Below are 26420 nucleotides of genomic sequence, written 5' to 3' on the forward strand. Positions count from 1 at the left end.
GGAGGTTTTGATATGGCTGAAAACGTGCTGGACAAGATCAAGGCCTATAAGCTCGAAGAAGTGGCCGCCGACAAACGGGCCAAACCCCTGTCCGAAATCGAGGCCGAAGCCCGCGAAGCCAGCCCTGTGCGTGGTTTTGCAGAGGCTCTGACCAATGCGGCGCGCGACGGCTATGGGCTGATCGCTGAAATCAAAAAGGCGAGCCCTTCCAAAGGCTTGATCCGTGAAGATTTTCACCCCGGCGCATTGGCCAAGGCCTATGAACAGGGCGGCGCCAGCTGTCTATCGGTTTTGACCGATACGCCAAGCTTTCAAGGCGCCAAGGAATTCTTGGTTGAAGCACGTGAAGCCTGCACCTTGCCAGCATTGCGCAAGGATTTCATGTATGACACTTACCAGGTGGCTGAAGCCCGCGCCCTTGGAGCAGACTGTATTTTGATCATCATGGCCTCCGTCTCTGATGCTCAGGCCGCGGAACTGGAGGCCTCTGCCTTTGAATGGGGCATGGATGTGCTGCTGGAAGTGCATGATGCAGCTGAGTTGGAACGGGCCTGCGCATTGAAATCGCCCCTAATGGGGATCAACAACCGCAACCTCAAGACCTTCGAAACCACTCTGGACACCACCCGGGAACTCTCCCGCTTGGTGCCTGCTGGTCGCATGATTGTCTGTGAAAGCGGATTGTTTAGCCCCGCTGATCTGGCGGATATGGCCCGCTATGGTGCACGGACCTTCCTCATTGGTGAATCCCTCATGCGTCAAGATGATGTTGCAGGCGCCACCCGGCAGCTGCTCGCCAATCCCCTAACCCCAGGAGCGCAATGATGGCTCTCACGCATTTTGACACCAAGGGCGACGCGCATATGGTGGATGTCTCGGACAAGGCTGTGACCTCCCGTATCGCCACTGCAGAGGGCCATATCACGATGGCCCAAGAGACCTATGATATCATCGCTCAAGGTAAAGCGAAGAAGGGCGATGTGCTGAGTGTCGCACGTTTGGCGGGGATCATGGGTGCGAAAAAGACGCCGGATCTTATTCCCCTCTGCCATCCTTTGCCCGTAACCAAAGTCGCCGTTGAGCTGACATTGGACCCGGATCTTCCTGGCGTGCGCATCGAGGGTACAGTCAAAACTACCGGGCAAACCGGTGTCGAAATGGAAGCCCTGACCGCGGTCTCCACTGCGGCACTCACCGTTTATGATATGGCTAAGGCCGTAGACAAGGCTATGCAGATTGGCGGCATCCGCGTCACTCTTAAAGATGGTGGAAAATCAGGTAGGTACGAGGCGTAAATGATCCCAGTCAGTGAAGCACGTGAAACTCTTCTGCGGCTGGTTTCGGTCCTGGAGGTTGAAGAAGTTCCACTGGCTGAGGCCGCCGGGCGATGCCTCGCACTGGACCTGAAAGCCAAACGCGATCAACCACCCTTCTCTGCTTCAGCGATGGACGGCTACGCCGTCAAGGCAGCGGAAGTCGAACGCCACGCCATGTTCCAAGTGATCGGCGAAGCGGCTGCCGGCCATGCCTTTGAAGGCAAGCTCGGTGCGGGGCAAGCTGTCCGGATCTTCACCGGCGCGCCTGTGCCTGAAGGAGCCGATTTTGTCGTCATCCAAGAGGATGTGACCCGCAAGGACAACCTGATCACCATCACAGAAACGCCTGGCACTTCGAGTAATATCCGTCCTCGTGGTGGTGATTTTCTGGACGGTCAAACCGTAACCGCACCACGTGCGCTTTCCTCTTCGGATGTGGCTTTGTTGGCTGCGATGAACATTCCCAAAGTTCCCGTGCGCCGACGGCCAGAGATTGCTCTGATTTCTACCGGAGATGAACTGGTCATGCCGGGCGGCGCCCCCGGCCCGGATCAGATCATTGCTTCCAATACCTTTGGCTTAAAAGCCATGTTCGAAGCGGCAGGTGCCAAGGCGCGTATTCTGCCAATAGCGAAGGACAATGCCCCCGCCCTGCGGACCGCTTTCTCCCTCGCACAAGGTGCTGACCTGGTGGTGACAATTGGTGGCGCCTCGGTTGGTGATCATGACTTGGTGGCACCTGTAGCCTCAGAATTGGGAATGGAACGCGCCTTCTACAAAGTGGCCATGCGTCCCGGCAAACCCCTTATGGCTGGGCGTTTGAACGGTATGGCCATGGTCGGGCTCCCTGGAAATCCTGTCTCTGCCATGGTCTGTGGGCAGATTTTCCTCATACCGATGATCCAATGCATGCTCGGCCTAGAGACCGAGAGTGACGCTTTGGCTTTGGCACCGCTGAGCCAGCCCCTGGCCGAAAATGGACCAAGAGAACACTATATGCGTGCCAAGATTGAGAATGGCGAAATCTTTGCGCACAACAATCAAGACAGCTCTCTCCTGTCGGTTCTTGCCCAATCCAACGCGCTCTTGGTTCGTCCGCCGCATGATTCTGCGCGCGAGGTTGGCGAGATGGTACCCTATGTCCCGATTTAGTATTCCGATCCAGATCCCTTCGCAGGGCAGGACTGTCAGCAGCAACGTACCGTAAACACAGCAAGCCACCGCAAAAGCGAGAACATTCCAGTTGACTCGTTGACACAAAACAGGAACATGAGTAGAACAAAGCGAAAAGCAACAAGGCGGAGGGGCAATTATGCTGACCAAGAAGCAGTTGGATTTGCTGGAGTTCATTCATAGACGCCTCAAGGCGGATGGTGTTCCGCCCAGTTTTGATGAAATGAAAATCGCTCTGGATCTGCGATCAAAATCCGGAATTCACCGCCTGATCACCGCCCTGGAAGAACGTGGGTTCATCCGTCGTTTGGCACATCGGGCTCGTGCCATTGAAATTCTGCGACTGCCCGAAAGCCTGGGGGGATCAGCGGATTCTGCAACGTCCCATGGCTTCAAACCCGAAGTTCTGAATGGCGGTCGCGCTTCAGCGCCTGCCGCCGCGCCCTCAGCCTCCGTGACTACAGCATCAACACCTGCAGTTCTTGAACTACCAGTTATGGGTCGCATTGCTGCTGGTGTTCCCATCGAAGCAATCAACCAGGTCTCTCATCAGATAGCAATTCCACAGGCTATGCTCTCCTCCGCTGGGCACCACTACGCGCTGGAAGTTCGTGGTGATTCAATGATCGACGCTGGCATCAATGACGGTGACATCGTTGTTATTCGGGAAACCGATACCGCGGATGATGGCGACATCGTTGTCGCGCTAGTTCAGAACGAAGAAGCCACCCTCAAACGTATTTTCAGGCGCGATGGCGCCATCGCTCTCGAAGCTGAGAACCCGGCCTATGAAACAAGAACCTACCCCGAGGATCAAGTTCAGATCCAAGGTCGACTGGTTGGCCTGATCCGGAGTTACTAGGCAAGGGCACTCTGCAACTGGGCTCTTTTGGAAACGACCAGGTCCCCAGTTTTCCTGCAGATTGAACGAGGCGGGGATTCCATATCCCCTCTCTATTTCCAGTTGCTCCAGATGCGTTCTCCGGTCACGTCCCGAGCCGTAAGAAACTTCCCATCCACTCCCATCTGGACGCTGCCATGTAGTGACAATTCATCCGGGGTAAAAACACGGCATCCGCCCGAGGCTTTCAACGCTGTATTTGAAACAAAAATGTCGCCTGCGTTGCATGTCTGAACCTCTTTCGTCGCCCTCTTGCCCTGGAAGTGAACAATCTCCCCCTTTTGCAGGTTAAAGCGAACAATCCCAGGCAAAGCTGCTGGCCCCTTCGCCCTTTGGGCCGCTTGAAATTGGGTGGCGTCATCCCCGTCCCTGCGCAACCAGTTGGATGCGGCAAAACTTTGGGTTTCAGATCGCGAGAGAGAGCGCCCTTCTTCTTGAAGCACACCAACTAATCCCCCAGTCGGCGAAATAAGCAGCAATGGGCGTTGATCTATCGCCCAGACCACAAGTGCCACCCCCACCGGGATCCCCCCAAGCCATCGTGCCTTTCCCCGCCAGAGAAAGACAAACAATGCGCCAAAGCTCATGACCGGAAGCACATATGGGTTCGCCGCCTGAACTGAGCTCTGCGAATTTGGAAGCGTGGCAACAAATTCCCCGACTGCAAGGATCCAGGACAATCCCATTTCAACAAACCTCAGCGCGATCCATTCCAGTCCCAAAGGCAGCAGGCACAGGGCCAGAACCGTCGCAGGGATGACCACAATCCCCATAACCGGAACCGCCAGGAGATTTGCAAGCAAACCGTAGTGCGATAGGAGGTTAAAATGCGCAGCCCCAAAGGGCGCTGTCGCAGCCCCAGCAACAAAGGATGATATGAGCAATGCGACCGGCGGTCGAAGAACCGGTGGCATCTCAAAAGCGGGTGCCTCACGAAGCCATGAAAAAGTGACAACCAACGCTGTTGTTGCAGCAAAACTCATCTGAAACCCCGCGCTCAGCAAGCTTTCCGGCCGAATTACCAAGATCAAGATCGCAGCTATCGCAACGGACCGCAGAGAGAGCGCACGGCGGTTCAACAAAATCGCCAAGAAGAACACCGCGACCATAACAAAAGCCCTTTGCGAGGCCACACTCCCGCCGGACAAAAACAGGTAGAAGACTGCCGCACAGAGGCCACAAGCAGCAGCAATCTTCTTTGCCTCATAGCGCAGTGCAAAGGCAGGCCAGAGCGCAAAAACAAAGCGGAAAAGGGAAAAAACGAATCCCGAGAGTAGGCCCATATGTAGCCCCGAAATGGCCAACAAATGCGCCAGGTTGCTTTCACGCAATAGCCTAAGTGTACGCTGCGACACCGCACTGCGATCACCCGTGGTAATAGCTGCTGAGACCGCCCCCGGCTCCCCTGGAAGCCGGTTGCGCAATCCTTCGGACAGGCGCCATCGCAGGCTCTGCATCCAATTTGCCGGTGTCGGCTTCATCACCATGATTGGAGCGGCGCTATAGCCAACCGCTCCCAGCCTGAGGAACCAAGCGTGACGGCGAAAATCAAAGCCAAAAGGTTCAACCGGTCCCTGTGGTGGCATCAGATGCGCTGTCGCGGCTAGACGCACGCCGGGCGCTAGATGCCATCGATCTGCTTGGATAGAGATCCTGACGCGCTCAGGTGTTCTCTCCCGGTCGACACCTGGCAGAAAAACCTCTTCCAGAACCAGACGCAAACGATCGCTGCCAGACCGATCGATGGAGACAAGTCGCCCCTCTACAGGACCATAGTAGCGCCCCTCCAGAACAGGCGCAGCGACCCAATAACTCCGCAAAGCGCTGCAGCAAAACCCGAGGAGAATCAATGCAACTGCAAGCGGAAGAAGCCGCCAAACCGCATCCCCTTTTGCCAGAAAAACAAGGGGCAAGATCAGAAGTCCAAGCCCAATGGCCAGGATTTGTGAAGGATCAGACTTTGACGAGAAGAAGAGGCCAATACCCAACGCCAGACAAATTGGAACCCAGGGCAGCAGATGACCGCGCTGCCTTTGCAATGCCTGGTCGATGATCTGTAGCGCCAGCATGCTTGCTCCAAGCCTCCGGGCTAGGTAGACAGACGGAAAATCTACATCAATCTTGGTTTCCAAAAGGTAAATCACCGCATGTCCAAACCGGTCGTCACCCGCTTCGCACCCTCTCCTACAGGGTTTCTTCACATCGGCGGTGCCCGAACAGCTCTTTTTAACTGGCTTTTTGCACGGGGCCGCGGTGGAAAATTCTTACTGAGGATCGAAGACACTGATCGCGCGCGCTCAACACCAGAGGCGACCGAGGCAATCCTGAAGGGTCTGGCCTGGCTTGGCCTGGATCATGATGGCGAAGTTGTAAGTCAGTTTGAGGGTGCCGCGCGTCATCGAGAAGTCGCAGAGCAGCTTCTGGAAGCTGGCAAGGCGTATAAGTGCTTTGCCACTCAGGACGAAATCGCCGCCTTCCGTGACGCCGCAAAATCTGAAGGAAAATCAACACTTTACCGCTCACCTTGGCGGGATTCCGCCCCCGAAGATCATCCAGATGCACCATACGCCATTCGCATCAAAGCCCCCCAGGAAGGCGAGACTGTCATCCGCGATCAGGTTCAGGGAGACGTCACCATCAAGAATAGCCAGCTGGATGACATGATCCTTCTGCGTTCTGACGGAACCCCTGTCTACATGCTGGCGGTGGTTGTGGATGACCACGACATGGGGGTGACTCATGTGATCCGCGGTGACGATCATCTCAACAATGCCGCCCGGCAAATGATGATCTATGACGCCATGGGGTGGGACGTACCTATTTGGGCACATATCCCGCTGATCCATGGGCCCGACGGCAAGAAATTGTCGAAACGTCACGGAGCCCTAGGTGCGCAAGAGTACCAGGCCATGGGCTACAGTGCCGCAGGCATGCGCAATTACCTGGCGCGGCTCGGTTGGAGCCACGGGGATGATGAGTTCTTTAGTGATGAACAGGCGCAGGAATGGTTTGGTCTCGATGGGATCGGCAAAAGCCCTGCCCGATTTGACACTAAGAAGTTGGAAAACCTCTCTGGTCAGCATATAGCGGTTGGCGACGATGCTGCATTGCGGCACGAAATTCAGGCCTATCTCGAATCCGCAGGTCAAGCCCCATTGGATGACGTTCAGTCAGCAAATCTTGAACGTGCGATGTATTGCCTCAAGGATCGTGCACGAACATTCCCGGACCTGCTTGAAAAAGCACATTTTATCCTAACAAGCCGCCCCATAGAGCCCGATGCGAAAGCTGCTAAGAGCTCTGGCTAATGTATCCGACGGTATACTGAGTGAATTGACGCCGCAGCTGCAAAATGCTAGCTGGTCTCGTGATGATCTTGAAGCGCTTCTCAATGACTTTGCAGAGGCCCAAGACACAAAGTTCGGTAAGTTGGCCGCCCCGTTGCGGGCTTTGCTTGCTGGCCGAGCGGTAACACCATCGGTGTTTGACATGATGCTGATACTGGGCCGTGATGAAACACTGGCCCGGCTTCAGGAGGCGACAGGCTGAACAAGTCCTTAACCGGTCAGTAAGCCTGTTCGGATACTAACGCACCAGCGCGGTACGCGCGCGGGTGCAACCTGCACTTTGGGCCGCGAAATACATGGCCTGAATGTGCCTGTTACAGGAAGGGACATCTATGACCGAGACACAGAAGACAGCCAAGCTCAGCCTGAATGGCCAGGATTACGAGCTTCCCATTTTCTCGCCGACGGCCGGACCTGATGTTCTGGATATCCGCAAACTCTATGCACAGGCCGGTGTCTTTACCTATGACCCTGGTTTCACCTCAACCGCGAGCTGCGACAGCACCATCACCTTTATCGATGGCGGCAAAGGAGAATTGCTGCACCGGGGCTACCCCATCGATCAGCTGGCCAGCAAATCCCACTACCTAGAAGTCTGCTATCTGCTCCTCTACGGTGAGCTTCCCTCAGCTACTCAGCTGGAAGATTTCGAAGCCCGTGTTACGCGCCACACAATGGTGCATGAGCAGATGCACAACTTCTTCCGTGGCTTCCGTCGCGACGCACACCCAATGGCAACACTTGTCGGTGTTGTCGGTGCGATGTCGGCTTTCTATCACGATTCCACCGATATTTCGGACCCTTGGCAGCGTGAGGTCGCCTCGGTCCGTTTGATCGCCAAGCTGCCAACCATTGCGGCGATGGCCTATAAGTACTCTATCGGCCAGCCTTTTGTTTACCCCCGCAATGATCTCGATTATGCGGCGAACTTCCTGCATATGTGTTTCTCTGTGCCCGCGGAGGAATATCACGTAAACCCGATCCTCAGCCGCGCGATGGACCGGATCTTTACGCTGCATGCGGATCATGAACAAAACGCCTCTACTTCGACGGTGCGTCTGGCGTCTTCTTCGGGTGCAAACCCATTTGCCTGCATCGCAGCTGGCATTGCCTGTCTTTGGGGCCCTGCCCATGGTGGCGCCAACCAGGCCTGCCTGGAGATGCTCAAGGAAATCGGCACTGTTGATCGCATTCCGGAGTTCATCGAACGCGCCAAAGATAAGAGCGACCCCTTCCGTTTGATGGGTTTTGGCCATCGGGTCTATAAGAACACCGACCCTAGGGCGACCGTTCTGAAGCAATCCGCGGATGAGGTTCTGGAACTCCTGGGTGTTGAAAACAACCCTCTGCTGCAGGTCGCCAAAGAGCTGGAGCAAACGGCGCTGAACGACCCCTACTTCAAAGAGAAGAAGCTCTTCCCAAATGTGGATTTCTACTCGGGGATCATTCTGGAAGCGATGGGCTTCCCCACGTCGATGTTCACGCCCATCTTCGCGCTATCGCGCACCGTTGGCTGGATTTCGCAGTGGAAAGAAATGATCGCCGATCCGCAAAACAAAATCGGCCGTCCTCGTCAGCTGTACCTTGGGCAGACAGATCGCGACTATGTGGATATCGAGAATCGCTAAGACCTATTAGGTTTTGCGAGATTTATTCAAACCTCAGCGCCCCGGCGCTGAGGTTTTTTCATTCGCTTCAAGCAACCATCTCAGCGCCGGAAGCTCGATTGTTGCTGGAAGGAGAACAGTTAACCTTACACTAAGGTGCATTATGGACCCTTAAAACAATTTTAGATAAAGTTTCCTCAGCAGTCGGCCTATTTTTTCTATGTCCTTTTCCCAGTTTCCACCCGGCTTCCGAAAAACCTATTGATTCAGAAGTGAGGCATTTCTTTGCTTTTTTTAACACTCATGAGTTTGGGCTTGGCGGCAGGCTTCCTTGCCCTTGGGGACAGCGGATCCGACGACGGTAACGATGGACATAGCCAGGAAGGTACCGCCGGAGACGACACGATTGTTGGCGGCAATGGCGATGACCTTCTCGCGGGCGGAAACGGTAACGATCTCCTTGGAGGGCTCGATGGGAGCGACAACCTAACTGGTGGCACCGGCAACGACACCGAATATGGCCACGGCGGTGATGATCTGCTGCAGGGCGAAGATGGATCTGATCTTCTGTATGGTGAAGAGGGTGACGATACCCTTCTTGGCGGAACCGGATTGGATGTTTTGTTGGGTGGCGCGGGGGATGATCAGCTCGCCGGAAATCAGCAACAAGATTACCTCCAGGGCGATTCCGGGCAAGATACTCTGCTTGGCGGATTTGGAGGTGACGCCTTGCATGGTGGCGCCGGTGCTGACAGCGTGGAGGGTGGTTCTGGTGATGACTTGGTCAACGGCGGCGCCATTATCTTCAACAGTCCCGTGACCGGGGAAGATGCCATCGACGATTTCCGCGATGGCCACGATCCACGAAGCATTGGCGACAGATACACCGTTATCTTTGATGACAAGACCGCTGATACTGTAAATGGCGGTGAGGGCAATGATACATTGATTGGTGGTGCTGATGACACCCTGACAGGTGGTGAGGGCCAGGATGAGTTTGTGGCTGGCGACTGGCTGAGCTCAGATGAATTCGCCACCGTTGCCGATTTTGATGTCGACGAAGACATGATCGTCTATCGCTACAACCAGCTTGGAACGCCGCCTGAAATGGCTGCAACGACAACGACAAACTCTGACGGAACAACCGACGTCCGACTATACGCCGATGGCGAAGAAGTCCTGTTTCTCGCAAACGCGGGCGATAACTTCTCTATTGCGACACATGTTCGCGCTGTCGCCTCTCCGATGCGCTAGATTCTTGCCCTAGGTCACAACTGAAGACAGCCCCCAAACCTGCTTGGTTTAGGGGCTGTTTTGTCAAAAAACGGCGTTGATTCGGCGCGTAGGCTCAACGGCCTTCAAACTTGGCGGGGCGTTTTTCCAGAAAGGCCGTCACACCTTCGAGGAAGTCCCGGCTCTTACCGCATTGCCCTTGCAGATGTGCCTCTTCCGAGAGCTGCTCTGGCAGGCTATTGCCGTTGCTATGACGAATGGCGGTTTTGATCGCACCAAAGGCCTTGGTTGGTCCTTCGGCCAGGTATTTTGCGCGCGCGCGCCAATGCGCATCAAACTCTTCGTCTGGAATTGCTTCCCAGATCATTCCCCAGTCACTGGCCTGCTTGGCAGAGATCTTATCCGCAAAAAGTGCGGCCCCCATAGCTTTGGCCAGACCCATCTGACGCGGCAGGAACCAGGTTCCACCCGCATCAGGCATCAGGCCAATCTTGGCGAAGGCCTGCAGAAAATAGGCGCTTTCTTTGGCGATGACCACATCAGCCGCCAGGGCCATATTGGCCCCTGCCCCCGCGACAGGCCCGTTGACAACCGACATTGTGGGCACTGGGCAATTGTAAATGGCCTCCAGCATCGGGCTGTATTCATCGCGCAGCGTACGTTCCAGATCCAGATCACCTGTTCCCGATGCATCGCTCAGATCTTGACCCGAACAAAAAGCATCACCGGAACCTGTCAGAACAACCGCGCGGGCCTCGCTAGCAGCACGGCGCATTGCATGGGTGATCTCTGCCCGCATCTGACTGGTCAGAGCATTCATCTTGGAGGGCCGGTTCAAGGTGACAACTGCCAGGCCGTTTTCCAGCGAATAGAGTATATCTTTGTATTCCATCAATGCCTCATGGATTTGCGGGTTGTGACAAGCACATCCTGTTGTCGCAGATGTTGACGCAAAGAACTGTGATGTAAAACCCAGACCCGGCGTCACCGGTCCAGAATTTCTTTCAATCGCTTCTGCTCATCCTCGCTAAGCTCAGTCTCTGGCGTCTCGCTGGCCCGTTTTCGTCCCCGCAGAAAAACCCCGGCCGTGAGTAAGGACATCAGGAGCATGATCGGGCCGGCGGCCCAAAGCAACCAATTGGCCCCTGTTGTGGTTGGCTTTAACAGAACATATTCGCCATAGCGGTCCACAACAAAGTCGATCACTGCATCATTGCTATCGCCTGCAACTAACCGTTCGCGCACGAGAATACGAAGATCGCGCGCGAGCTCGGCATTGGATTCATCGATGTTCTCATTGCGGCAGACGAGGCAGCGCAGGTCCTGCGACAATAGACGAGCGCGCTCTTCCAGCTGAGGGTCCTCAAGGATTTCATCCGGTTCCACACCGTAGCTAGGTCCAGGTGCCATCAGAGTAGCCGCCAGAAGTGCGACGTACAAAAGGCTGCGGTTTGGTGTTTTGCCAGTGTTCATTCTGCAGCCACCTTTGTACCGGCCAGTTTCTTGCGCGCTCCGGCTGCGACACGGAACCTGCGGTCGCTAAGGCTCAGCAAACCACCTAGGGACATCAAGAGACAGCCGCCCCAAATCCAGTTCGCAAGGGGTTTGACATAGGTCCGAACGGTCCAGCCGCCATCTGCTTGCCGATCCCCAATCACCACATAAAGGTCACGCAGGAAACGATAATCGATTGCGGCCTCAGTAGTGGGCATACGAGCCACTGGGTAGTCGCGCTTTTCAGGATAAAGAACCGTCTCTAGCCTGCCGTCTTTGCGAATGGTGACCGTCGCCACGGTGCTAAAGTAATTGGGCCCTCTTTCGCGCGCAACTTTATCCAGGGTCAGTTCAAAAGCACCAACACTGAAAGGCTCACCAATCGCAGTGACGCGAATATCCTCCTGCTCCCAGGCGGTTAGCCCGGCAATCGCAAAGACAGTGACACCAAATCCGGCATGGGCAACGGCCTTGCCCCAATCCGCCCTAGGCAGACGTGCAAGGCGCGGCAAACTACCGGTCCGGCTCCAAAGGTCAACCAGGGCGCCAAACACCATCCAGGCGCCAAGGAAAAGGCCAATTGGGCCAAGCGCGCTGCGTCCAGTCTGCATGGCCCAGGTCAGAGTCGCGAGTGCGAGGGCAAGCCCGAGCGCAAATCGCAGTTTCCACAGAGTGGCTGAAAGACGCCCCCGTTTCCAAGGCAGCATCGCCCCAACAGGAAGGATGGCCCCCAGGACAACCATGAAGGGGATGAAGGCCGAATTGAAGAAAGGCGGTCCAACAGAGAGTTTCCGCCCAAAGGCCATTTCCGCAACAATCGGCCAAAGGGTGCCGAAGAAGACCACAAAACAGCCAACGGCCAGCAGAATGTTATTGGCGACCAAGGCGCCTTCGCGGCTGACAACGCCAAAGACGCCACGCGCCTGCATCTCCTGGGCGCGCATCGCAAACAGTGTCAGCGCGCCGCCAGTAAAGAAGGCCAGGATCAGGAGGATAAATACCCCACGCTCGGCGTCATTGGCAAAGGCATGCACCGAGGTCAAAAGCCCGGACCGGACAATGAAGGTACCGATGAGAGAGAATCCAAAGGCCAAAATCGCAAGGAGGATCGTCCAGCTTTTCAGGGCCTCACGCTTTTCCACCACGATAGCAGAGTGAAGCAGAGCTGCAGATAGAAGCCAGGGCATAAAAGAGGCATTCTCGACCGGATCCCAGAACCAAAAGCCGCCCCAACCCAACTCATAGTAAGCCCACCATGAGCCAAGCGCGATGCCGATGGTCAAGAAGATCCAGGCCGCCAAGGTCCAAGGGCGCACCCAGCGAGCCCAGGCAGCATCAATTCGGCCTTCGATCAAGGCGGCCACCGCAAAGGAGAAGGCCATCGAGAGTCCGACATAACCGAGATATAGGAAGGGCGGATGAAAGGCCAATCCGGGATCCTGCAACAGCGGGTTCAGGTCCTGGCCGTCAAAAGGGGGTTGAACCAGCCGCAAGAATGGATTGGAAGTGAAGAGAATAAAGGCAAAAAATGCCACTGCAATGGCGGATTGTACGGCCAGAACGCGGGCCTTCAAGGTCTGTGGCAAACCCTCGCCGAAAACAGAGGCCAAGGCGCCGAAGAGGGTAACGATAAGAACCCAGAGCAGCATCGAACCCTCATGGTTCCCCCAGGTCCCTGAGATCTTATAGAGGAGCGGCTTTGCCGAATGACTGTTCAAAGTCACGACGCGCAAGGAGAAATCAGAACTCACAAAGGCCCAGACCAGAGCGCCAAAAGCAAAAGCAGTAAAGAAGAACTGCGCCTGGGCTGCTGGTTCAGCAATGGCCATCCAACCTGGCCATCGCTTATGGGCCCCAACCAGCGGGACAATCATCTGCACAATAGCGACCATAAAGGCCAGAATGAGGGCGAAGTGACCGAGCTCTGTAATCATGCCTTTGTCTATAGGCCTTCGACCTGCGAAGGCCAATGGTAAAGCCTGCGTTTTGGGGCCGCAGTTGCTTCACTTTTCTTCTGGGCTGGCCTGTTTTTGGCGCCAATCCGAGAGGGCGCGGTTCTCTTCCTGGCGTAAAACCGCAAGTGTAAGCTCCGCATCTTGATCCGTGGTTTCTTCGCGTGGATTCTCCTGATCGAACAAGGCTCTACGAGCGTTGCGGTGGGACAACACACCCTGTGCCTGACGAGCAATCTGCCTTTGAAATTCCTGATACTTCACCTGGTGACGGGCGCCAAAATAAAATGAAACAATGCCTCCAAGCAGCCACCAAAGCTGTTCAGGGACCAAAGCTAGCGCCAGCATACGCTCTGCAAACCACTCAGGCTCCATCATGGCAGAGGCAAAAAGGCCGCAGGTCCCAAGCGCAAGCATTGGCCGTGGCAGTCTGTTGATGGCATCCATTGCCCGATCAAAAAAACCACGCCTCTCGGGCCTGAATTCGGCTGCAAACTGTATGAGCGCTGCATTCCGACTTTGATGCGCCCGCTCTGCCCCTGCCTCACTGTTCTCCTTGAAAACCTCTACGGTTTCTTTCAGAAGATTCCTGCGGTCACCAAAGAGGGCCGCAATCAGATCAGAGATCATCCCCATTTCGACACCCGTTGTTGAAATTCTTCAGGGCTCAGCCGGTAACCGGGAGAGATGAACTCCTCTGCGCGTTTTATCCACCCGCCCTTGCCACCATTTCGGCTGCGGGCATATTTTCGGCTGGCAGGCCGTCGATCTGCAAGACGGAAGTAATAGGTCCTACGCGCAATCCCATAGGCATCCCGCAACGCGATCCCGTCCACCCTGGAAGCGGAACGCGCCGCTGCAAAGCTCTGCGGCCCCAGGATGCCATCCACAATGATGTCATATCCCATCTTGCGCAAAAGGGTCTGGAGGATCCGTACCGCATTGCCACCTGCATTCACATACATATCGAAAACCGACGGCTGGATCTCTTTTGGAAGTTGCGCAATCCCCGGTTTGTCAAAATAGTAAATGATAAAGATCTCAACAGCTTGATCGGCAGAGAGATTCATCAGGTCTTGCCGGTTGATTTTGGTATCATTGTTTAAATCTAGGCCAAGACGGCGGAGTGTCTTTAGTGTGACCCCATAATTAGTGACCCCACCTGGATCATCTGGGTCATCCACAAACCCACCTTCTCTACCTACGATTTCCCTGGCAATCTCACCAATACTGCGCATGGTCGAACCTCCTGCAAGCTCCGGAAGAGGATCTGCGGGAAGCAACAAAACTCTGGCAACTCAGCGCGCAGTGCTGGGGCAACACCAAAAAAATCGCAGCTACGCCCGAGGTATCAAAAACAAAACCCTCCTGAAGCGAGGCTCCAGGAGGGCAGTCGAAAACCAACAGGTTTCTTAGTTCAGCTTTCTTCGGGCTCCTGATAGACGCCTTGCTCTTTCAACGCGTCTACAACCTCTTTGGGCATATAGGTCTCATCATGTTTGGCCAGGATCTCACTGGCTTCAAACACTCCATCAACCAAACGACCGGTTCCCACCATGCCTTGGTTCTCCTCAAAGAGATCCGGCAGAACACCGGCGTAGGTGACCGAAACACTGGCACCTCCATCGGTTACGGAAAACCGCACTTTTTCCCCCTGCCCGCGCACCAGACTGCCCTCTTCAACCAGACCACCAATGCGGAAAACTTCGCTTGCGGGTGGTGGGGCTTCGGCAACCTGGCTAGGGGAGCGGAAATAGTTGATCCCATCGCGCATGGCGTAGCCGATCAAGGCGGTGGCCACCACAAGGGCCACAGTCGCCAGAGCAATGACCTGTATACGGCGTTGTTTTTTCAAGTTTTTCATCTCTCAAGCCTCCTTAGGCCTTGGTAGAGATCATCAAAAGATCAAGGGAAGAGCGGCGCCATCATCAGGCCCGCCGTTTCCTCTTCACCTAACATCAGGTTAGCGTTCTGCAAGGCCTGGCCGCTGCTACCTTTTGTCAGGTTATCAAGAGCGGCAATCACGATTGCACGCCCTTCGATCCGATCCTGGGCTACCCCGACATGGCAGAAGTTCGAGCCACGCACGTGGTGGGTGCTTGGTGCCTCGCCAAAGGGAAGTACTTCCAGGAAAGGTTCCGCAGCATAGGCCGTGGCCAGCGCTTGATGGATCGCCTGCGCATCGCCCTTGACATAGACCGTGGCCAGAATCCCGCGATTGGCAGGGACCAGATGTGGGGTGAACTGGACTTTGACCGGGCGTCCCGCGAGCGCTGAGAATTCCTGATCAAACTCACCAAGGTGACGGTGAGTGCCACCAACGGCATAGGCGTTATAGCCTTCGCTCAGCTCCGCATGCAGCAGGTTCTCCTTCAGGGCCCGCCCGGCGCCGGAAACCGCACATTTCAGATCGAGGATGATGTCGTCCAGGTCAATCAACCCGCCAGAGATCAGGGGACGCAGAGCAAACTGGCCGGTGGCAGCGTTGCAGCCGGTTCCCGCAACTAGGTGCGCGGATTTGATTTCTTCGCGGTAGAACTCGCTCAGACCATAAACCGCTTCTTTCTGTATCTCGACCGCCGAATGCGGGTTGCCATACCACTTTTCGTATTCTGCCGGGTCCCGCAGGCGGAAATCGGCAGAAAGATCGACAATTTTCAGATCACTCGGCAGAGCAGAGATAACCTCTTGGCTGGTTTTATGCGGCAGTGCACAGAAGCAGAGGTCAATTTCTGAAAAGTCGATTTCACCAATCTTACAAAGCGTTGGGAGTTTCATGTGACGCAGATGCGGGAACACCTGCGCCATTTCCATCCCCGCCTTACGCTCTGCGGCGAGAGCTTTGATTTCGATATTTGGGTGACCTGCGATCAGCCGGATCAGTTCTGCACCAGTATAGCCACTGGCACCAAGGATAGCCACTTTATGGGTCATCTGAGACCTCGTCGTTCGATGTGAATGTCACGCCGCGCAGGGGTTGCACGGGTTCTAAGGGGAATGAGCAAGGTCGGTCTTTGCGCTAGAACACATAAAGAGCACAAGTCCGCGCCCTGCCCCGATGCCATCTAAAGCTCAGGCGGCCTCAAAATTGATTTCTCGTCGGAGAAACTGTGTCGCACGATTGCTGACCTTGGCTGGATCACCAGTGGTGAAATATCCACCTGTGCCGCTGCCCAGCATCTGTGGATGCCGTTCCAGGTAATCCGCAAGGCTGTCGGCCACCAAAGCACCCTGGCTGAACACTTTGACACCTTCACCCAGAGCGGCCTGAAAGTCCTGCTCCATCAGAGGGTAATGGGTACAGCCAAGAATAGCTGCCTGGGGTTCGGGCATTTTGCGTTTCAGCGCATCGACATGGCTACGGACCAGGGCTTCTGCCAGAATCAGGTCGCCATCTTCGATCGCATCCACTACGCCGCCACAGGCCTGGGCCTCGACATCGACGCCAATGGCCCGAAAAGCGAGTTCACGTTGAAAGGCGCGGCTGGATACCGTCGCTGGTGTGGCAAAAAGTGCCACATGCTTCACTTCAACTTCGCGCGGTGGGCTATTGTCGCCCCATTGCCGTTCAGTGAGGGCTTCGATCAGAGGGACAAAGACCCCAAGCACCCGTTTGCCTTCGGGCAGGCCTTCTTCTTGCATGCGCCGCAACGCCGCCGCAGAGGCGGTATTGCAGGCCAGGATCACCAAATCGCAGCCCTTGGACCACATTTCCGCAACGGCCTTTTTTGTGAGCTGGTAGATATCTTCTGCATCTCGCACCCCATAGGGCGCGCGGGCACTATCCGCGTAATACAGAAAATCCACATCCGGGAGACGGGATTGTGCCGCATTCAGGACGGTCAATCCGCCCAAGCCAGAATCAAAGATACCTACAGCCATGATCTCACTTTCAGGCGCGATGTTTCTCCTCGAACTCAAACCCATAAGCACAGGATTTGAGTGGTACTGGTGACAGCTCATACGTGGCTTTTCGCAGGAAATCCATCACTGCTTTGGTATCTTTCATCAAGGGCGCAAGCATTTCACGGTCAATTGGCTCCCCGATGGCAACTTTCACCTGTGTATCCACCCGTTTCCTGAATTCATTGATCAAAAGCCCCATCCGCAAATTGCTATGCAGATGACTGGCGATTTGAAACATTCGTGACGTATGACCCTCAAAGAAAACCGGCACCACTGTCGCATTGGATTTGGCAATCATTCGGGCGGTAAAGCCGCGCCAGCCCGGGTCCATCGGGTGAGAGAAGGGTCGCAACCCGGTTGAAACGGTTCCGCCTGGGAAGACCCCGACGGCACCACCCTGCCCCAAGTAATTCAGCGCCAGCCGACGGGTGGTTAGATTGGTCTGCTGAGCCTCCCGTGTGGCATCAAATGACACGGGCAAAATCACCTGCTCCAAATCCTTGGCTCGGCGGAAAATCTGATGAGCCAGAATACGGAATTCCCCACGGGTCTGCGCCAGTAATTGCCCCATCATCAGCCCATCCAGAATCCCGTAGGGGTGGTTCGCGATCACAATGACGGGCCCTTTTGGCGGAATGCTTTTCAGGTTGCCCCCAGTCACCTCCAGGGACAGGCCAAAACGCCTGGCCATAACGGTCCAGAAACAAGCACCCTCGGCGACCTCCCTCTCATAGCCCGCCGCACGCTCGATCAGTCCCAATCGCCCGGTGCTATTTTCCAAGAGCCTGATCAGCGCCCTACCAGCTGGATTGGAAGCAGAATGGGCATATGAGATTTCACGCGCGATGTGATTGCCCTTCACCACTATGATTCCCCCGCTTCTTTACGATCCTTTTTCTACCCAATCAGTTAGGCGCCAGTTCAAGTAGACCTGCTAAATTACCAAAGTGACAGCAAAATGACATAGCAACGCCCTATCATTGGCTCCAAGGGAGTTTTGGAACAATGGCCAATAAGCCCGCGCCAAAAAGGCCGAACAATTACCCGGCATAAGAGAAGAAACTGCCCCGTTCAGGGCAGCTCTTCTTTCACGGGACCAGATAGAGGGCAATCAAGGCAGGCTCTATTCCGCAGCGTCCTTGAGCACTTCTGGCTCCTGGCGAAGTGCGAGCAAAAGCTCTTCACGGCGCTTGGCCGCATTTGCTTCACTCGCCAGTTTGACGGGACCAAAGCCACGGATCTGCAAAGGCAGCTCCGCCAAAGCGACCAAAGCGTCAAGATTGGCCTTATTCACCTTTGGCAGCCACTCCTTCATGTCGCGCTCATACTGCTTGATAAGAGCGCGCTCCATCTTGCGCTCTGCTGTATAGCCGAACAGATCAAGAGGTGTGCCACGCAGGGGTTTTAACTTGCTCAACAGACGCAGCCATCGCTCCATCCCTGGGCCAAATTTACGCTTCTGCGGTCGTCCATTGACGCGTTTGCCACCCAAGATCGGTGGCGCCAGATTGAAGGAGATTTTCAGATCCCCCTCAAACTCCGCCTCGGCCTGATCACGACTCTTCAACAAAAGGCGCGCGACCTCATATTCATCCTTATAGGCCAGTAGCTTATGATAACCTTTTGCAACTGCTTCTTTGATCCGCTCGCCTTGTGCCTGATCTAACAAGCGATCATATCGCTTGGCGAGCCTAGGCCCCTGAAACGCCACCAGCTGGGACCGGCGAAAAGCGATTTCTTCTTCCAGTGTCTTTGGAAGCTCTACAACATTCGCAGGTTTGGAAATCTTTGCCGCAGCTTCAGGTTCCACAACGGCCCAGCGGCCGATCTCAAAGGCACGCAGGTTCCGCTCGACTGCCGCACCGTTCAGACTGATCGCCTCACAAATTGCATCATAGCCCACCGGGATCAGACCACGCTGCCAGGCAGCACCAAAGACCATCATGTTGGAGAAAATGGAATCTCCCATGGTCGCACGCGCCAGATCCGAAGCATCGAACAGGTCCAACTGCCCCTGAAGACGTGCTTCAAGTGCAAGTTGCAACCGATCTGAGGGGAGTTGGAAATTGGTGTCACGGGTGAAATCGCCGGTGATAATCTCATGGCTATTGACGACTGCACCCGTTTTCCCACTCTGCATCAGGCCTATGGTTTTGGCCCCCGCACTGACAACCAGATCCCCGCCAATCAGCGCATGGGCCTCCCCAGTGGCAACCCGAATGGCGCTGATATCTTCTGGCTTATTGGCCAAGCGGCAATGGATATGAACCGCACCACCTTTTTGCGCCAGACCTGCCATCTCCATCATGCCAGCGCCCAATCCGTCGATTTGCGCGGCCTGGGCTAAGACCGCACCGATGGTGACGACGCCGGTGCCGCCGACGCCCGTGATCACCACATTATGGGTTCCGTCAATCTTTGGCAGCTGCGGTAACGGCAGATCCGGGAGTTTGAGTTCGGCTGTCGCTTCCTTGCGGATCTTGCCGCCCTCGATTGTCAAGAACGAGGGGCAAAACCCGTTGACACAAGAGAAATCCTTGTTGCAGGAGCTTTGATCAATGGCACGTTTGCGCCCAAGCTCCGTCTCCTTTGGAACAATGGAAACACAGTTGGATTGAACCCCGCAATCGCCACATCCCTCACAGACATCAGAGTTGATAAAGACTCTCATATCCGGGTCTGGGAACTCACCTTTTTTACGGCGACGACGTTTCTCAGCAGCACAGGTTTGAATATAGATGATCGCGGAGACCCCCTCGACCTGTTCCATATTCCGCTGCACGTCCATCAACTCAGCGCGCTCATGCAGGGGAACGCCCGCGGGAAAGTGCTTGGGCTCGACCTCCTCTTTGTCATCATAGACAACAGCCAGGGTTTTCACCCCCATCGCTTTTAGCTCATGGGCAATCTGATACGCGGTCAGCCCCCCCTCAGCTTGCTGCCCCCCGGTCATGGCAACCGCGTCATTGAACAGGATCTTATAGGTGATATTGGTCCCTTCAGCGAGGGCCGCCCGGATCGCCTGAACACCGGAGTGGTTGTAGGTTCCATCTCCAAGATTTTGAAAAACATGGTTTCTTTTGGAAAACGGCGCCTCACCGATCCAGTTCGCTCCCTCACCTCCCATATGGGTGAAACCCAGGGTTTCCCGGTCCATCCATTGAACCATGAAGTGGCAGCCGATCCCTGCATAGGCGCGGCTACCTTCGGGTAGTTTGGTGGAGGAATTATGAGGGCAGCCAGAACAGAAGTAAGGCAGGCGCGAAGCAATTTCTTCGGCATTATCTGCGCGCCTTGCCTCTGCCAAAGCAGAAAGTCCTGCATTGATCGCTTCAGTATCGCGTCCTTCTTCGATCAGGATCTCGCCCAGTTTCTCCGCAATCATGATGGGATCCAGGGCAAACTTTGTTGGAAAAAGCTCCTCACGGTGTACAGTTCCCGCGCCACCCTTGTACCAACCATAGACCCGCCGACCGCGGCGATCATCAAAGATTGCTTCCTTGATTTGAATCTCGATTAGCTTGCGTTTTTCCTCAACGACGACAATCAAATCAAGGCCTTCGGCCCAGTCATTGAAGCCCTTCATATCCATCGGCCAGACCTGTCCCACCTTATAGGTAGTGATTCCCAGCCGCTCAGCCATGGCCTCATCAATGTTCAGCAGGGAAAGCGCATGGGTCAGATCCAGCCAGTTCTTCCCAGCAGCCACAAAACCGATTTTGGCACCCGGTTTTCCCCAAACACGCTTGTCCATTTTGTTGGCATGGCTAAAGGCTTCGGCAGCAAAGCGCTTGTAGTCGATGATACGGTCTTCCTGGCGGAACCTGTCGTCGTTCAGGCGCAGGTTTAGACCGTCGGTTGGCATGTCAAACTCAGGCGTGAACAGTTGAATGCGATCAGGATCCCCATCCACAACAGAGGTGACCTCAATCGTGTCCTTCATGGTTTTCAAACCAACCCAAAGACCAGAAAACCGCGACAAGGCATAACCATAGATGCCGTAGTCCAGAATTTCTTGAACACCGGCCGGGCTGACGATCGGCAAATAACAGTCCAACAAGGACCATTCTGATTGGTGCAAAACAGTTGAACTTTCGCCCGTGTGGTCATCGCCCATGGCAACCAGGACACCACCATGTGTGGAAGAGCCCGCCATATTGGCATGGCGCAGCGCATCACCGGAACGATCAACCCCCGGGCCTTTGCCGTACCACAGGCCAAACACCCCGTCATACTTGCCTTCACCGCGCGCCTCAGCTTGCTGCGCGCCCCAGAGGGCAGTGACAGCCAGATCCTCGTTCAGACCGTACTGAAAGGTGACATCAGCCGCTGAAAGCTGCGCTTGTGCGCGCTGCATTTGCATATCTACAGCACCTAGCGGAGAACCACGATAGCCTGTCACCAACCCCGCAGTATTCAAACCCGCAGCAATATCACGGTGCTTTTGCATCAGCATCAGGCGTACCAAAGCCTGCGTGCCATTCAGCATGATTGGTGACTTCTCGAGGTCGTATTTATCGTTCAGGGAAATCTTCTGCTTGCTCATCCGGTCCTCCCAACCTCAATTAGCTTGCAATGCTTGCTGTAATATTAGGTCATAATTACTGACCTTAACAATCATTTTTTTGAAGTTTTCCCTCGCGCCGTCGCGTAAAACTGATACAAATCCAAGATTTCATATAGGCTGCAACTGACTGATCGAAAGTGACGGAAATGGACTGGGACAAGCTAAGAATATTTCACGCGGTAGCTGATGCGGGCAGTTTGACCCACGCCGGGGATAAGCTGAACTTGTCGCAATCTGCAGTCAGTCGGCAAATCCGCGCACTGGAAGAAAGCCTGAACGCGACCCTATTTCACCGTCACGCCCGTGGGCTGATTCTGACTGAACAAGGGGAGCTGCTTTTTGACGCGACAAAATCCATGTCCGCCCGGCTGGAGGCTGCCTCTGCCCGTATCCGCGACAGCGAAGAAGAGGTCTTTGGCGAGCTTCGCGTTACCACCACGGTTGGCTTTGGAACGCTTTGGTTGGCGCCGCGCCTGACCAAGCTCTACGAGCAATATCCGAATCTCAAAGTGGACCTCATGCTGGAAGAGCGTGTTTTGGACCTTCCGATGCGCGAAGCAGATGTTGCAATCCGGATGAAAGAGCCGAGCCAGGCGGATCTGGTCCGCAAACGCCTGATGACGGTTCAGATGCGCCTCTATGCCTCACGCAAATACCTGGATGAACACGGCACCCCCGCCACTGTGGATGACATCGATAAGCACCGCCTGATTTGTCAAAACCAACGCTCTGCCCAGGTTGGGTCCGCCTCTGTTCTGGTAAAAAGCCTACTGACACGAAACCCAGCCTCTCTACTGACAGTGAACAACTACTTTGGCGTGCTGCAGGGGGTCCTGCATGATTTGGGCATTGGTATTCTACCGGACTATGTAACCGAAGAATTTCCGGAGTTGGTCGAGGTCCTTCACAGCGACGAAAACAGCGGTGTACCGGTTTATCTGGCCTACCCAGAAGAACTTCGCCATTCGCAACGGGTTTCCGCGTTCCGTGACTTTGTCCAAACAGAGATCATGGCCCACCGCAAGCACATGAAAGAGCTAGGAAAACTATAGGATTTCCATAGCTATGCACACAATGCATATCGGGAATGATCTTATCAAAGGGTTAAAACCCTTGAAGGGGCGAATGGCTGACCCTAAATGGAGCTTATGAAGACGGTGGCTAGCGCCACACTTCATACCTCCCTGTTGGACTTCGGCCGAGCTTAGTGCTCGGCCTTTTTTTTGCAGCAGATTACATAGTCTATCTCTATCGCGCAGGGAAGCTCTTCACTCGAGTTATTTGCCTAAGACCTTTTTACCAGATGCCATATTGATTGTCTGGCTCAGCGCAGAACACAAGGATAAGCCACATTCTGGGTTCGTACAGAGGCTTTAAAGCTCCCCCTGCCTAGAGATCAGGCAGTTCTCTACTCCTTTTGCCCCTTCTGAGGTCACTTTCGAAGGACCGACGTTGAGAGTTTTAATCAAGCGCCATTCTGGTCGCGAAGCGGGATACACACAGTTGCGAACCATTCTGGATCGTTTTGGCACCTTAGAATCCCCCTTTCCCAATAGACACGCTTGCTCTAAAAGCCGCGACAGTAGCAGCCATGGGGGGCCAAAACAGCGCCATGCAAGAACCAGCCATCACACCCGAACTGATCGCAAACCACGGTTTGAAGCCCGAGGAATACGAGATGATCCTGGAGATCATCGGACGCGAACCCAGCTTCACCGAACTTGGCATCTTCTCGGCCATGTGGAATGAGCACTGCTCATACAAGTCTTCCAAGAAATGGCTGCGCACTCTTCCAACCGAAGGTCCACAGGTTATCTGCGGCCCCGGTGAAAACGCTGGCATCGTCGACATTGGTGACGGTGATGCCGTGGTTTTCAAAATGGAAAGCCACAACCACCCCTCCTACATCGAACCCTATCAAGGTGCCGCCACCGGTGTTGGCGGCATTTTGCGTGATGTCTTCACCATGGGCGCACGCCCGATTGCCTCGATGAACTCCCTGTCTTTTGGCGAAACCGCCCACCCCAAGACCCGCCAGCTGGTCAATGGTGTGGTTGAAGGTATCGGCGGCTATGGCAACTGTTTTGGTGTGCCCTGCGCCGGCGGTGAGGTTCGCTTCCATCCGGCCTATAATGGCAACTGCCTGGTCAATGCCTTTGCAGCCGGTCTGGCTAAGACCGACGGTATTTTCTATTCCGCCGCTTCTGGCGTTGGCATGCCGGTTGTTTACCTGGGTGCAAAAACCGGTCGTGACGGTGTCGGCGGCGCCACCATGGCTTCCGCAGAATTCGACGACACCATCGAAGAAAAGCGCCCTACCGTTCAGGTTGGCGACCCCTTCACCGAAAAACGCCTGATGGAAGCCACGCTGGAGCTGATGCAGACCGGCGCGGTGATTTCGATCCAGGACATGGGTGCGGCTGGCCTCACCTGCTCAGCGGTGGAAATGGGCGACAAGGGCGGCCTTGGCGTGCGCCTGGATCTGGAGAACGTACCCCAGCGCGAAGAGAATATGACAGCCTATGAAATGATGCTGTCGGAATCTCAGGAACGCATGCTGATGGTGCTAAAGCCAGAGCTTGAGGCCGAAGCCCGCGCAGTATTCGAGAAATGGGACCTCGATTTTGCCATCGTTGGCGAAACCATCGCAGAAGACCGCTTCCTGATCATGCACAACGGTGAAGTGAAGGCTGATCTGGTTTTGTCCAAACTCTCCTCCACCGCCCCGGAATATGACCGCCCTTGGGTGGAAACCCCAGCGGCAGAGGCCCTGACAGATGAAGATGTCCCGACCATCGACCCGATCGATGGCCTGAAGGCGCTGATCTCCTCTCCCAATTACGCGGGCAAGCAATGGGTCTATGAGCAATATGACACCACGGTCATGGGCGACACCCAGCGACGTCCGGGCGTGGGTTCTGGCCTGATCCGCGTGCATGGCACCGATAAGAAACTGGCCTTCACCTCTGACGTGACCCCACGCTACGTTAAGGCGAACCCGGTGGAAGGTGGCAAACAAGCGGTGGCCGAAGCCTATCGCAACCTGTCGGCCGTCGGTGCCAAGCCGCTGGCTTCGACCGACAACCTGAACTTTGGCAACCCCGAAAAGCCCGAAATCATGGGGCAATTTGTTGGTGCCATCAAAGGTATCGGCGAAGCGGTTGCAGCATTGGATATGCCCATCGTTTCCGGCAACGTCTCGCTCTACAATGAAACTGATGGTCAAGGCATCCTGCCCACGCCAACAATTGGCGCCGTAGGTCTGGTTGCGGCCGACGAAGAAGCCATCATCGGCGAAGCCCGCGAAGGCCATGTCGCCCTTTTGGTTGGCGAAACCATCGGTCATCTGGGCCAATCCGCCTTGCTGGCCGAAGTCTTCAATCGTGAAGACGGCGACGCCCCTGCAGTGGATCTGGCAGCTGAAAAACGCAATGGTGAGTTCATCCGCTCCAACCGCGATTTCATCAAAGCCTGCACCGATCTTGGCGATGGCGGCCTGGCACTGGCGGCGTTCGAGATGGCCGAAGCGGCAGGGGTCGGCGTTCAAATCGACGCCGGTGACACCCCCACACTCTTTGGTGAGGATCAGGCGCGTTACCTTGTCGCCTGCAACTTTGACCAGGCAGAGGCTCTGATGCTGGCCGCAGGTCAGGCGGGTGTGCCATTGACCACAGTTGGCAAATTCACCGGTGAAGCCGTGAAAATCGGTGGTAGCGAAGCCTCATTGGAAGAGCTCTCTGAGATCTACCGCAGCAGCTTTGCCGAAGCCGTCGCTTAAGCGCTGCCCAAACCTATGGTTCAAAGGCGTGCCAAATGGCGCGCCTTTTTCACAAATAGCTCTAACCGGGGTTCCGGTCTTGAAGCGGTGAAGGAAGCTTGCACTCCCCCAGGTGCCATCCTAAATTCAAACATAAGACCCAGATCAAGGACATAGCACATGCCGATGCAAGCCCAAGAAATCGAAGACCTTCTGCGCGAGAGTTTCCCCGAGGCGGAAATCCAGGTGGCTGGCCATGATGGGGTGCATATGTCCGCCATGGTCGTGGACGAAAGCTTTCGCGGCAAAAACCGTATTCAGCAACAACGCGCTGTTTATGCGGCACTAAAAGGTAAGATGGATGGCTCCAATGGGGAATTGCATGCCCTCGCCCTGACGACCAAAGCGCCGGAGTGAGCTTATCTGATTGGTTCTTATGGGCAGCGTTGGCCGCTTTGATCCTTGTCCTTGCTTTTCCGGCCCTGTCGAGAAGGAAGCGACACAAGCCCTTGAGCAGATCAAGACCCAACTCGCCCTCCAAATCAGAAAGGAAGGTTGCGCTTGGACAAGAAGCAACTGATTTGGAAAGCGTAGAACGCACTCAAGAAGAAAATCAGCGGAAAGCCGCAGCACACCAACGCTGGGCAAATCGAAACATTAGATGAATGCGCCAAATTGCGCAGCAACCTAAGGGAAATACAATGAGCGACGCAAATAGCCGCATCGATGAAACCGTCAAAGCCAACGATGTTGTGCTCTTTATGAAGGGCACCAAGGAAATGCCGCAGTGCGGTTTTTCGTCCCGCGTTGCGGGCGTGCTGAACTACATTGGCGTGGAATACACCGATGTAAATGTGCTGGCAGACGAAGAGATCCGTCAAGGCATCAAGGATTACTCTGATTGGCCCACCATTCCGCAGCTCTACATCAAAGGTGAGTTTGTCGGTGGCTGCGATATCATCACCGAGATGACCCTCTCCGGTGAACTGGACACCATGTTTGATGACAATGGTGTTGCTTTTAACAAAGAAGCTGCTGACAAGATCCGGGAAGCCAACGGCTAAGCCACAGATCATCTGATCATCAGTGAAGAAAAAACCTGCCCAGGCGAAAGCTTGGGCAGGTTTTTCTTTCAAGTATACCTAAAGCGCTTCTCCGAAGGCGCCT

The 26420-nt window shown here is 55.1% G+C and carries 21 protein-coding genes and 1 pseudogene; 11 read left to right on the forward strand and 11 right to left on the reverse strand.

The genetic code is table 11. From position 1 onward, the window contains the following. Positions 1 to 12 precede the first annotated feature (12 nt). The 4 genes from trpC to lexA all read left to right on the forward strand — a co-directional run bounded on the left by trpC (position 13) and on the right by lexA (position 3351). Complete coding sequence (gene trpC, locus RSK20926_RS05120; protein WP_008204859.1) at positions 13 to 825, forward strand: indole-3-glycerol phosphate synthase TrpC; 813 nt, start codon at positions 13 to 15, stop codon at positions 823 to 825. Next, on the forward strand, positions 825 to 1295 hold the full coding sequence (gene moaC / locus RSK20926_RS05125) for a cyclic pyranopterin monophosphate synthase MoaC (RefSeq protein WP_037253807.1): 471 nt from the start codon (positions 825 to 827) through the stop codon (positions 1293 to 1295). The genes trpC and moaC overlap by 1 nt, the downstream gene beginning before the upstream one ends. Continuing rightward, on the forward strand, positions 1296 to 2468 hold the full coding sequence (locus RSK20926_RS05130) for a molybdopterin molybdotransferase MoeA (protein WP_008204862.1): 1173 nt from the start codon (positions 1296 to 1298) through the stop codon (positions 2466 to 2468). Between the two features lie 160 nt (positions 2469 to 2628). Beyond that, on the forward strand, positions 2629 to 3351 hold the full coding sequence (lexA, locus tag RSK20926_RS05135) for a transcriptional repressor LexA (RefSeq protein WP_008204864.1): 723 nt from the start codon (positions 2629 to 2631) through the stop codon (positions 3349 to 3351). Between the two features lie 92 nt (positions 3352 to 3443). Here the strand turns inward: lexA and RSK20926_RS05140 are convergent, their stop codons facing one another. Then, positions 3444 to 5459 (reverse strand): ComEC/Rec2 family competence protein, encoded by a 2016-nt coding sequence (locus RSK20926_RS05140; RefSeq protein ID WP_008204867.1) that lies wholly within the window; start codon positions 5457 to 5459, stop codon positions 3444 to 3446. 78 nt (positions 5460 to 5537) lie between these two features. Here RSK20926_RS05140 and gltX point away from each other — a divergent pair. The 3 genes and pseudogenes from gltX (at position 5538) to RSK20926_RS05155 (ending at position 9598) form a co-directional block, all read left to right on the forward strand. Further along, positions 5538 to 6939: pseudogene (gene gltX / locus RSK20926_RS05145) on the forward strand (glutamate--tRNA ligase). A 130-nt stretch (positions 6940 to 7069) separates the two neighbouring features. Continuing rightward, complete coding sequence (gene gltA / locus RSK20926_RS05150) at positions 7070 to 8365, forward strand: citrate synthase (RefSeq protein ID WP_008204873.1); 1296 nt, start codon at positions 7070 to 7072, stop codon at positions 8363 to 8365. Positions 8366 to 8647: 282 nt separating this feature from the next. Then, complete coding sequence (locus RSK20926_RS05155) at positions 8648 to 9598, forward strand: calcium-binding protein (RefSeq protein ID WP_008204875.1); 951 nt, start codon at positions 8648 to 8650, stop codon at positions 9596 to 9598. Between the two features lie 94 nt (positions 9599 to 9692). On the opposite strand, the gene RSK20926_RS05160 is transcribed toward RSK20926_RS05155, so the two are convergent. The 10 genes from RSK20926_RS05160 to RSK20926_RS05205 all read right to left on the reverse strand — a co-directional run bounded on the left by RSK20926_RS05160 (position 9693) and on the right by RSK20926_RS05205 (position 21475). Then, positions 9693 to 10469, reverse strand: a complete 777-nt coding sequence (locus RSK20926_RS05160; RefSeq protein ID WP_008204877.1) for an enoyl-CoA hydratase-related protein — start codon at positions 10467 to 10469, stop codon at positions 9693 to 9695. A gap of 92 nt (positions 10470 to 10561) precedes the next feature. Then, on the reverse strand, positions 10562 to 11050 hold the full coding sequence (locus RSK20926_RS05165; RefSeq protein WP_008204879.1) for a cytochrome c-type biogenesis protein: 489 nt from the start codon (positions 11048 to 11050) through the stop codon (positions 10562 to 10564). Continuing rightward, the gene (locus RSK20926_RS05170) at positions 11047 to 13005 is read right to left on the reverse strand and encodes a heme lyase CcmF/NrfE family subunit (RefSeq protein ID WP_008204881.1); all 1959 of its coding nucleotides are present in this window, start codon (positions 13003 to 13005) and stop codon (positions 11047 to 11049) included. Before RSK20926_RS05170 ends, RSK20926_RS05165 begins: the two co-directional genes overlap by 4 nt. Before the next feature lie 69 nt (positions 13006 to 13074). Next, positions 13075 to 13659 (reverse strand): holin family protein, encoded by a 585-nt coding sequence (locus tag RSK20926_RS05175; protein ID WP_008204883.1) that lies wholly within the window; start codon positions 13657 to 13659, stop codon positions 13075 to 13077. Beyond that, positions 13650 to 14261: a holin-associated N-acetylmuramidase gene (locus RSK20926_RS05180; protein WP_008204884.1), complete on the reverse strand. Its 612-nt coding sequence runs from the start codon at positions 14259 to 14261 to the stop codon at positions 13650 to 13652. Before RSK20926_RS05180 ends, RSK20926_RS05175 begins: the two co-directional genes overlap by 10 nt. 179 nt (positions 14262 to 14440) lie before the next feature. Next, the gene (ccmE, locus tag RSK20926_RS05185; RefSeq protein WP_008204886.1) at positions 14441 to 14887 is read right to left on the reverse strand and encodes a cytochrome c maturation protein CcmE; all 447 of its coding nucleotides are present in this window, start codon (positions 14885 to 14887) and stop codon (positions 14441 to 14443) included. A 41-nt stretch (positions 14888 to 14928) separates the two neighbouring features. Beyond that, positions 14929 to 15957, reverse strand: a complete 1029-nt coding sequence (gene argC / locus RSK20926_RS05190) for an N-acetyl-gamma-glutamyl-phosphate reductase (protein WP_008204888.1) — start codon at positions 15955 to 15957, stop codon at positions 14929 to 14931. Between the two features lie 138 nt (positions 15958 to 16095). After that, on the reverse strand, positions 16096 to 16905 hold the full coding sequence (gene murI, locus RSK20926_RS05195; protein ID WP_008204890.1) for a glutamate racemase: 810 nt from the start codon (positions 16903 to 16905) through the stop codon (positions 16096 to 16098). Positions 16906 to 16915: 10 nt separating this feature from the next. After that, positions 16916 to 17794: a lysophospholipid acyltransferase family protein gene (locus RSK20926_RS05200; RefSeq protein ID WP_008204892.1), complete on the reverse strand. Its 879-nt coding sequence runs from the start codon at positions 17792 to 17794 to the stop codon at positions 16916 to 16918. A gap of 258 nt (positions 17795 to 18052) precedes the next feature. Then, positions 18053 to 21475 carry an indolepyruvate ferredoxin oxidoreductase family protein gene (locus RSK20926_RS05205; RefSeq protein ID WP_008204894.1) on the reverse strand — a complete coding sequence of 1141 codons (3423 nt, stop codon included), beginning with the start codon at positions 21473 to 21475 and terminating at the stop codon, positions 18053 to 18055. A 167-nt stretch (positions 21476 to 21642) separates the two neighbouring features. Here RSK20926_RS05205 and RSK20926_RS05210 point away from each other — a divergent pair, with 167 nt between their 5' ends. From RSK20926_RS05210 to grxD, 4 genes are all read left to right on the forward strand, one after another. Next, entirely contained in the window at positions 21643 to 22548 is a 906-nt protein-coding gene (locus RSK20926_RS05210; RefSeq protein WP_008204896.1) for a LysR family transcriptional regulator, read from the forward strand. A 560-nt stretch (positions 22549 to 23108) separates the two neighbouring features. Further along, positions 23109 to 25274, forward strand: coding sequence for a phosphoribosylformylglycinamidine synthase subunit PurL (gene purL / locus RSK20926_RS05215; RefSeq protein WP_037253947.1), 2166 nt, complete (start codon positions 23109 to 23111; stop codon positions 25272 to 25274). A 159-nt stretch (positions 25275 to 25433) separates the two neighbouring features. Beyond that, entirely contained in the window at positions 25434 to 25670 is a 237-nt protein-coding gene (locus tag RSK20926_RS05220) for a BolA/IbaG family iron-sulfur metabolism protein (RefSeq protein WP_008204898.1), read from the forward strand. 284 nt (positions 25671 to 25954) lie between these two features. Next, positions 25955 to 26317, forward strand: coding sequence for a Grx4 family monothiol glutaredoxin (grxD, locus tag RSK20926_RS05225; protein ID WP_008204899.1), 363 nt, complete (start codon positions 25955 to 25957; stop codon positions 26315 to 26317). Positions 26318 to 26420 lie beyond the last annotated feature (103 nt).

Source organism: Roseobacter sp. SK209-2-6 (assembly GCF_000169455.1).
Classification (GTDB): domain Bacteria; phylum Pseudomonadota; class Alphaproteobacteria; order Rhodobacterales; family Rhodobacteraceae; genus Pseudophaeobacter.

Coding starts and splice junctions, on each gene's coding strand:
- trpC (WP_008204859.1), top strand. CDS start 13: ATGGCTGAAAACGTGCTGGACAAGATCAAGGCCTATAAGCTCGAAGAA.
- moaC (WP_037253807.1), top strand. CDS start 825: ATGGCTCTCACGCATTTTGACACCAAGGGCGACGCGCATATGGTGGAT.
- RSK20926_RS05130 (WP_008204862.1), top strand. CDS start 1,296: ATGATCCCAGTCAGTGAAGCACGTGAAACTCTTCTGCGGCTGGTTTCG.
- lexA (WP_008204864.1), top strand. CDS start 2,629: ATGCTGACCAAGAAGCAGTTGGATTTGCTGGAGTTCATTCATAGACGC.
- RSK20926_RS05140 (WP_008204867.1), bottom strand. CDS start 5,459: ATGCTGGCGCTACAGATCATCGACCAGGCATTGCAAAGGCAGCGCGGT.
- gltA (WP_008204873.1), top strand. CDS start 7,070: ATGACCGAGACACAGAAGACAGCCAAGCTCAGCCTGAATGGCCAGGAT.
- RSK20926_RS05155 (WP_008204875.1), top strand. CDS start 8,648: ATGAGTTTGGGCTTGGCGGCAGGCTTCCTTGCCCTTGGGGACAGCGGA.
- RSK20926_RS05160 (WP_008204877.1), bottom strand. CDS start 10,469: ATGGAATACAAAGATATACTCTATTCGCTGGAAAACGGCCTGGCAGTT.
- RSK20926_RS05165 (WP_008204879.1), bottom strand. CDS start 11,050: ATGAACACTGGCAAAACACCAAACCGCAGCCTTTTGTACGTCGCACTT.
- RSK20926_RS05170 (WP_008204881.1), bottom strand. CDS start 13,005: ATGATTACAGAGCTCGGTCACTTCGCCCTCATTCTGGCCTTTATGGTC.
- RSK20926_RS05175 (WP_008204883.1), bottom strand. CDS start 13,659: ATGGGGATGATCTCTGATCTGATTGCGGCCCTCTTTGGTGACCGCAGG.
- RSK20926_RS05180 (WP_008204884.1), bottom strand. CDS start 14,261: ATGCGCAGTATTGGTGAGATTGCCAGGGAAATCGTAGGTAGAGAAGGT.
- ccmE (WP_008204886.1), bottom strand. CDS start 14,887: ATGAAAAACTTGAAAAAACAACGCCGTATACAGGTCATTGCTCTGGCG.
- argC (WP_008204888.1), bottom strand. CDS start 15,957: ATGACCCATAAAGTGGCTATCCTTGGTGCCAGTGGCTATACTGGTGCA.
- murI (WP_008204890.1), bottom strand. CDS start 16,905: ATGGCTGTAGGTATCTTTGATTCTGGCTTGGGCGGATTGACCGTCCTG.
- RSK20926_RS05205 (WP_008204894.1), bottom strand. CDS start 21,475: ATGAGCAAGCAGAAGATTTCCCTGAACGATAAATACGACCTCGAGAAG.
- RSK20926_RS05210 (WP_008204896.1), top strand. CDS start 21,643: ATGGACTGGGACAAGCTAAGAATATTTCACGCGGTAGCTGATGCGGGC.
- purL (WP_037253947.1), top strand. CDS start 23,109: ATGCAAGAACCAGCCATCACACCCGAACTGATCGCAAACCACGGTTTG.
- RSK20926_RS05220 (WP_008204898.1), top strand. CDS start 25,434: ATGCCGATGCAAGCCCAAGAAATCGAAGACCTTCTGCGCGAGAGTTTC.
- grxD (WP_008204899.1), top strand. CDS start 25,955: ATGAGCGACGCAAATAGCCGCATCGATGAAACCGTCAAAGCCAACGAT.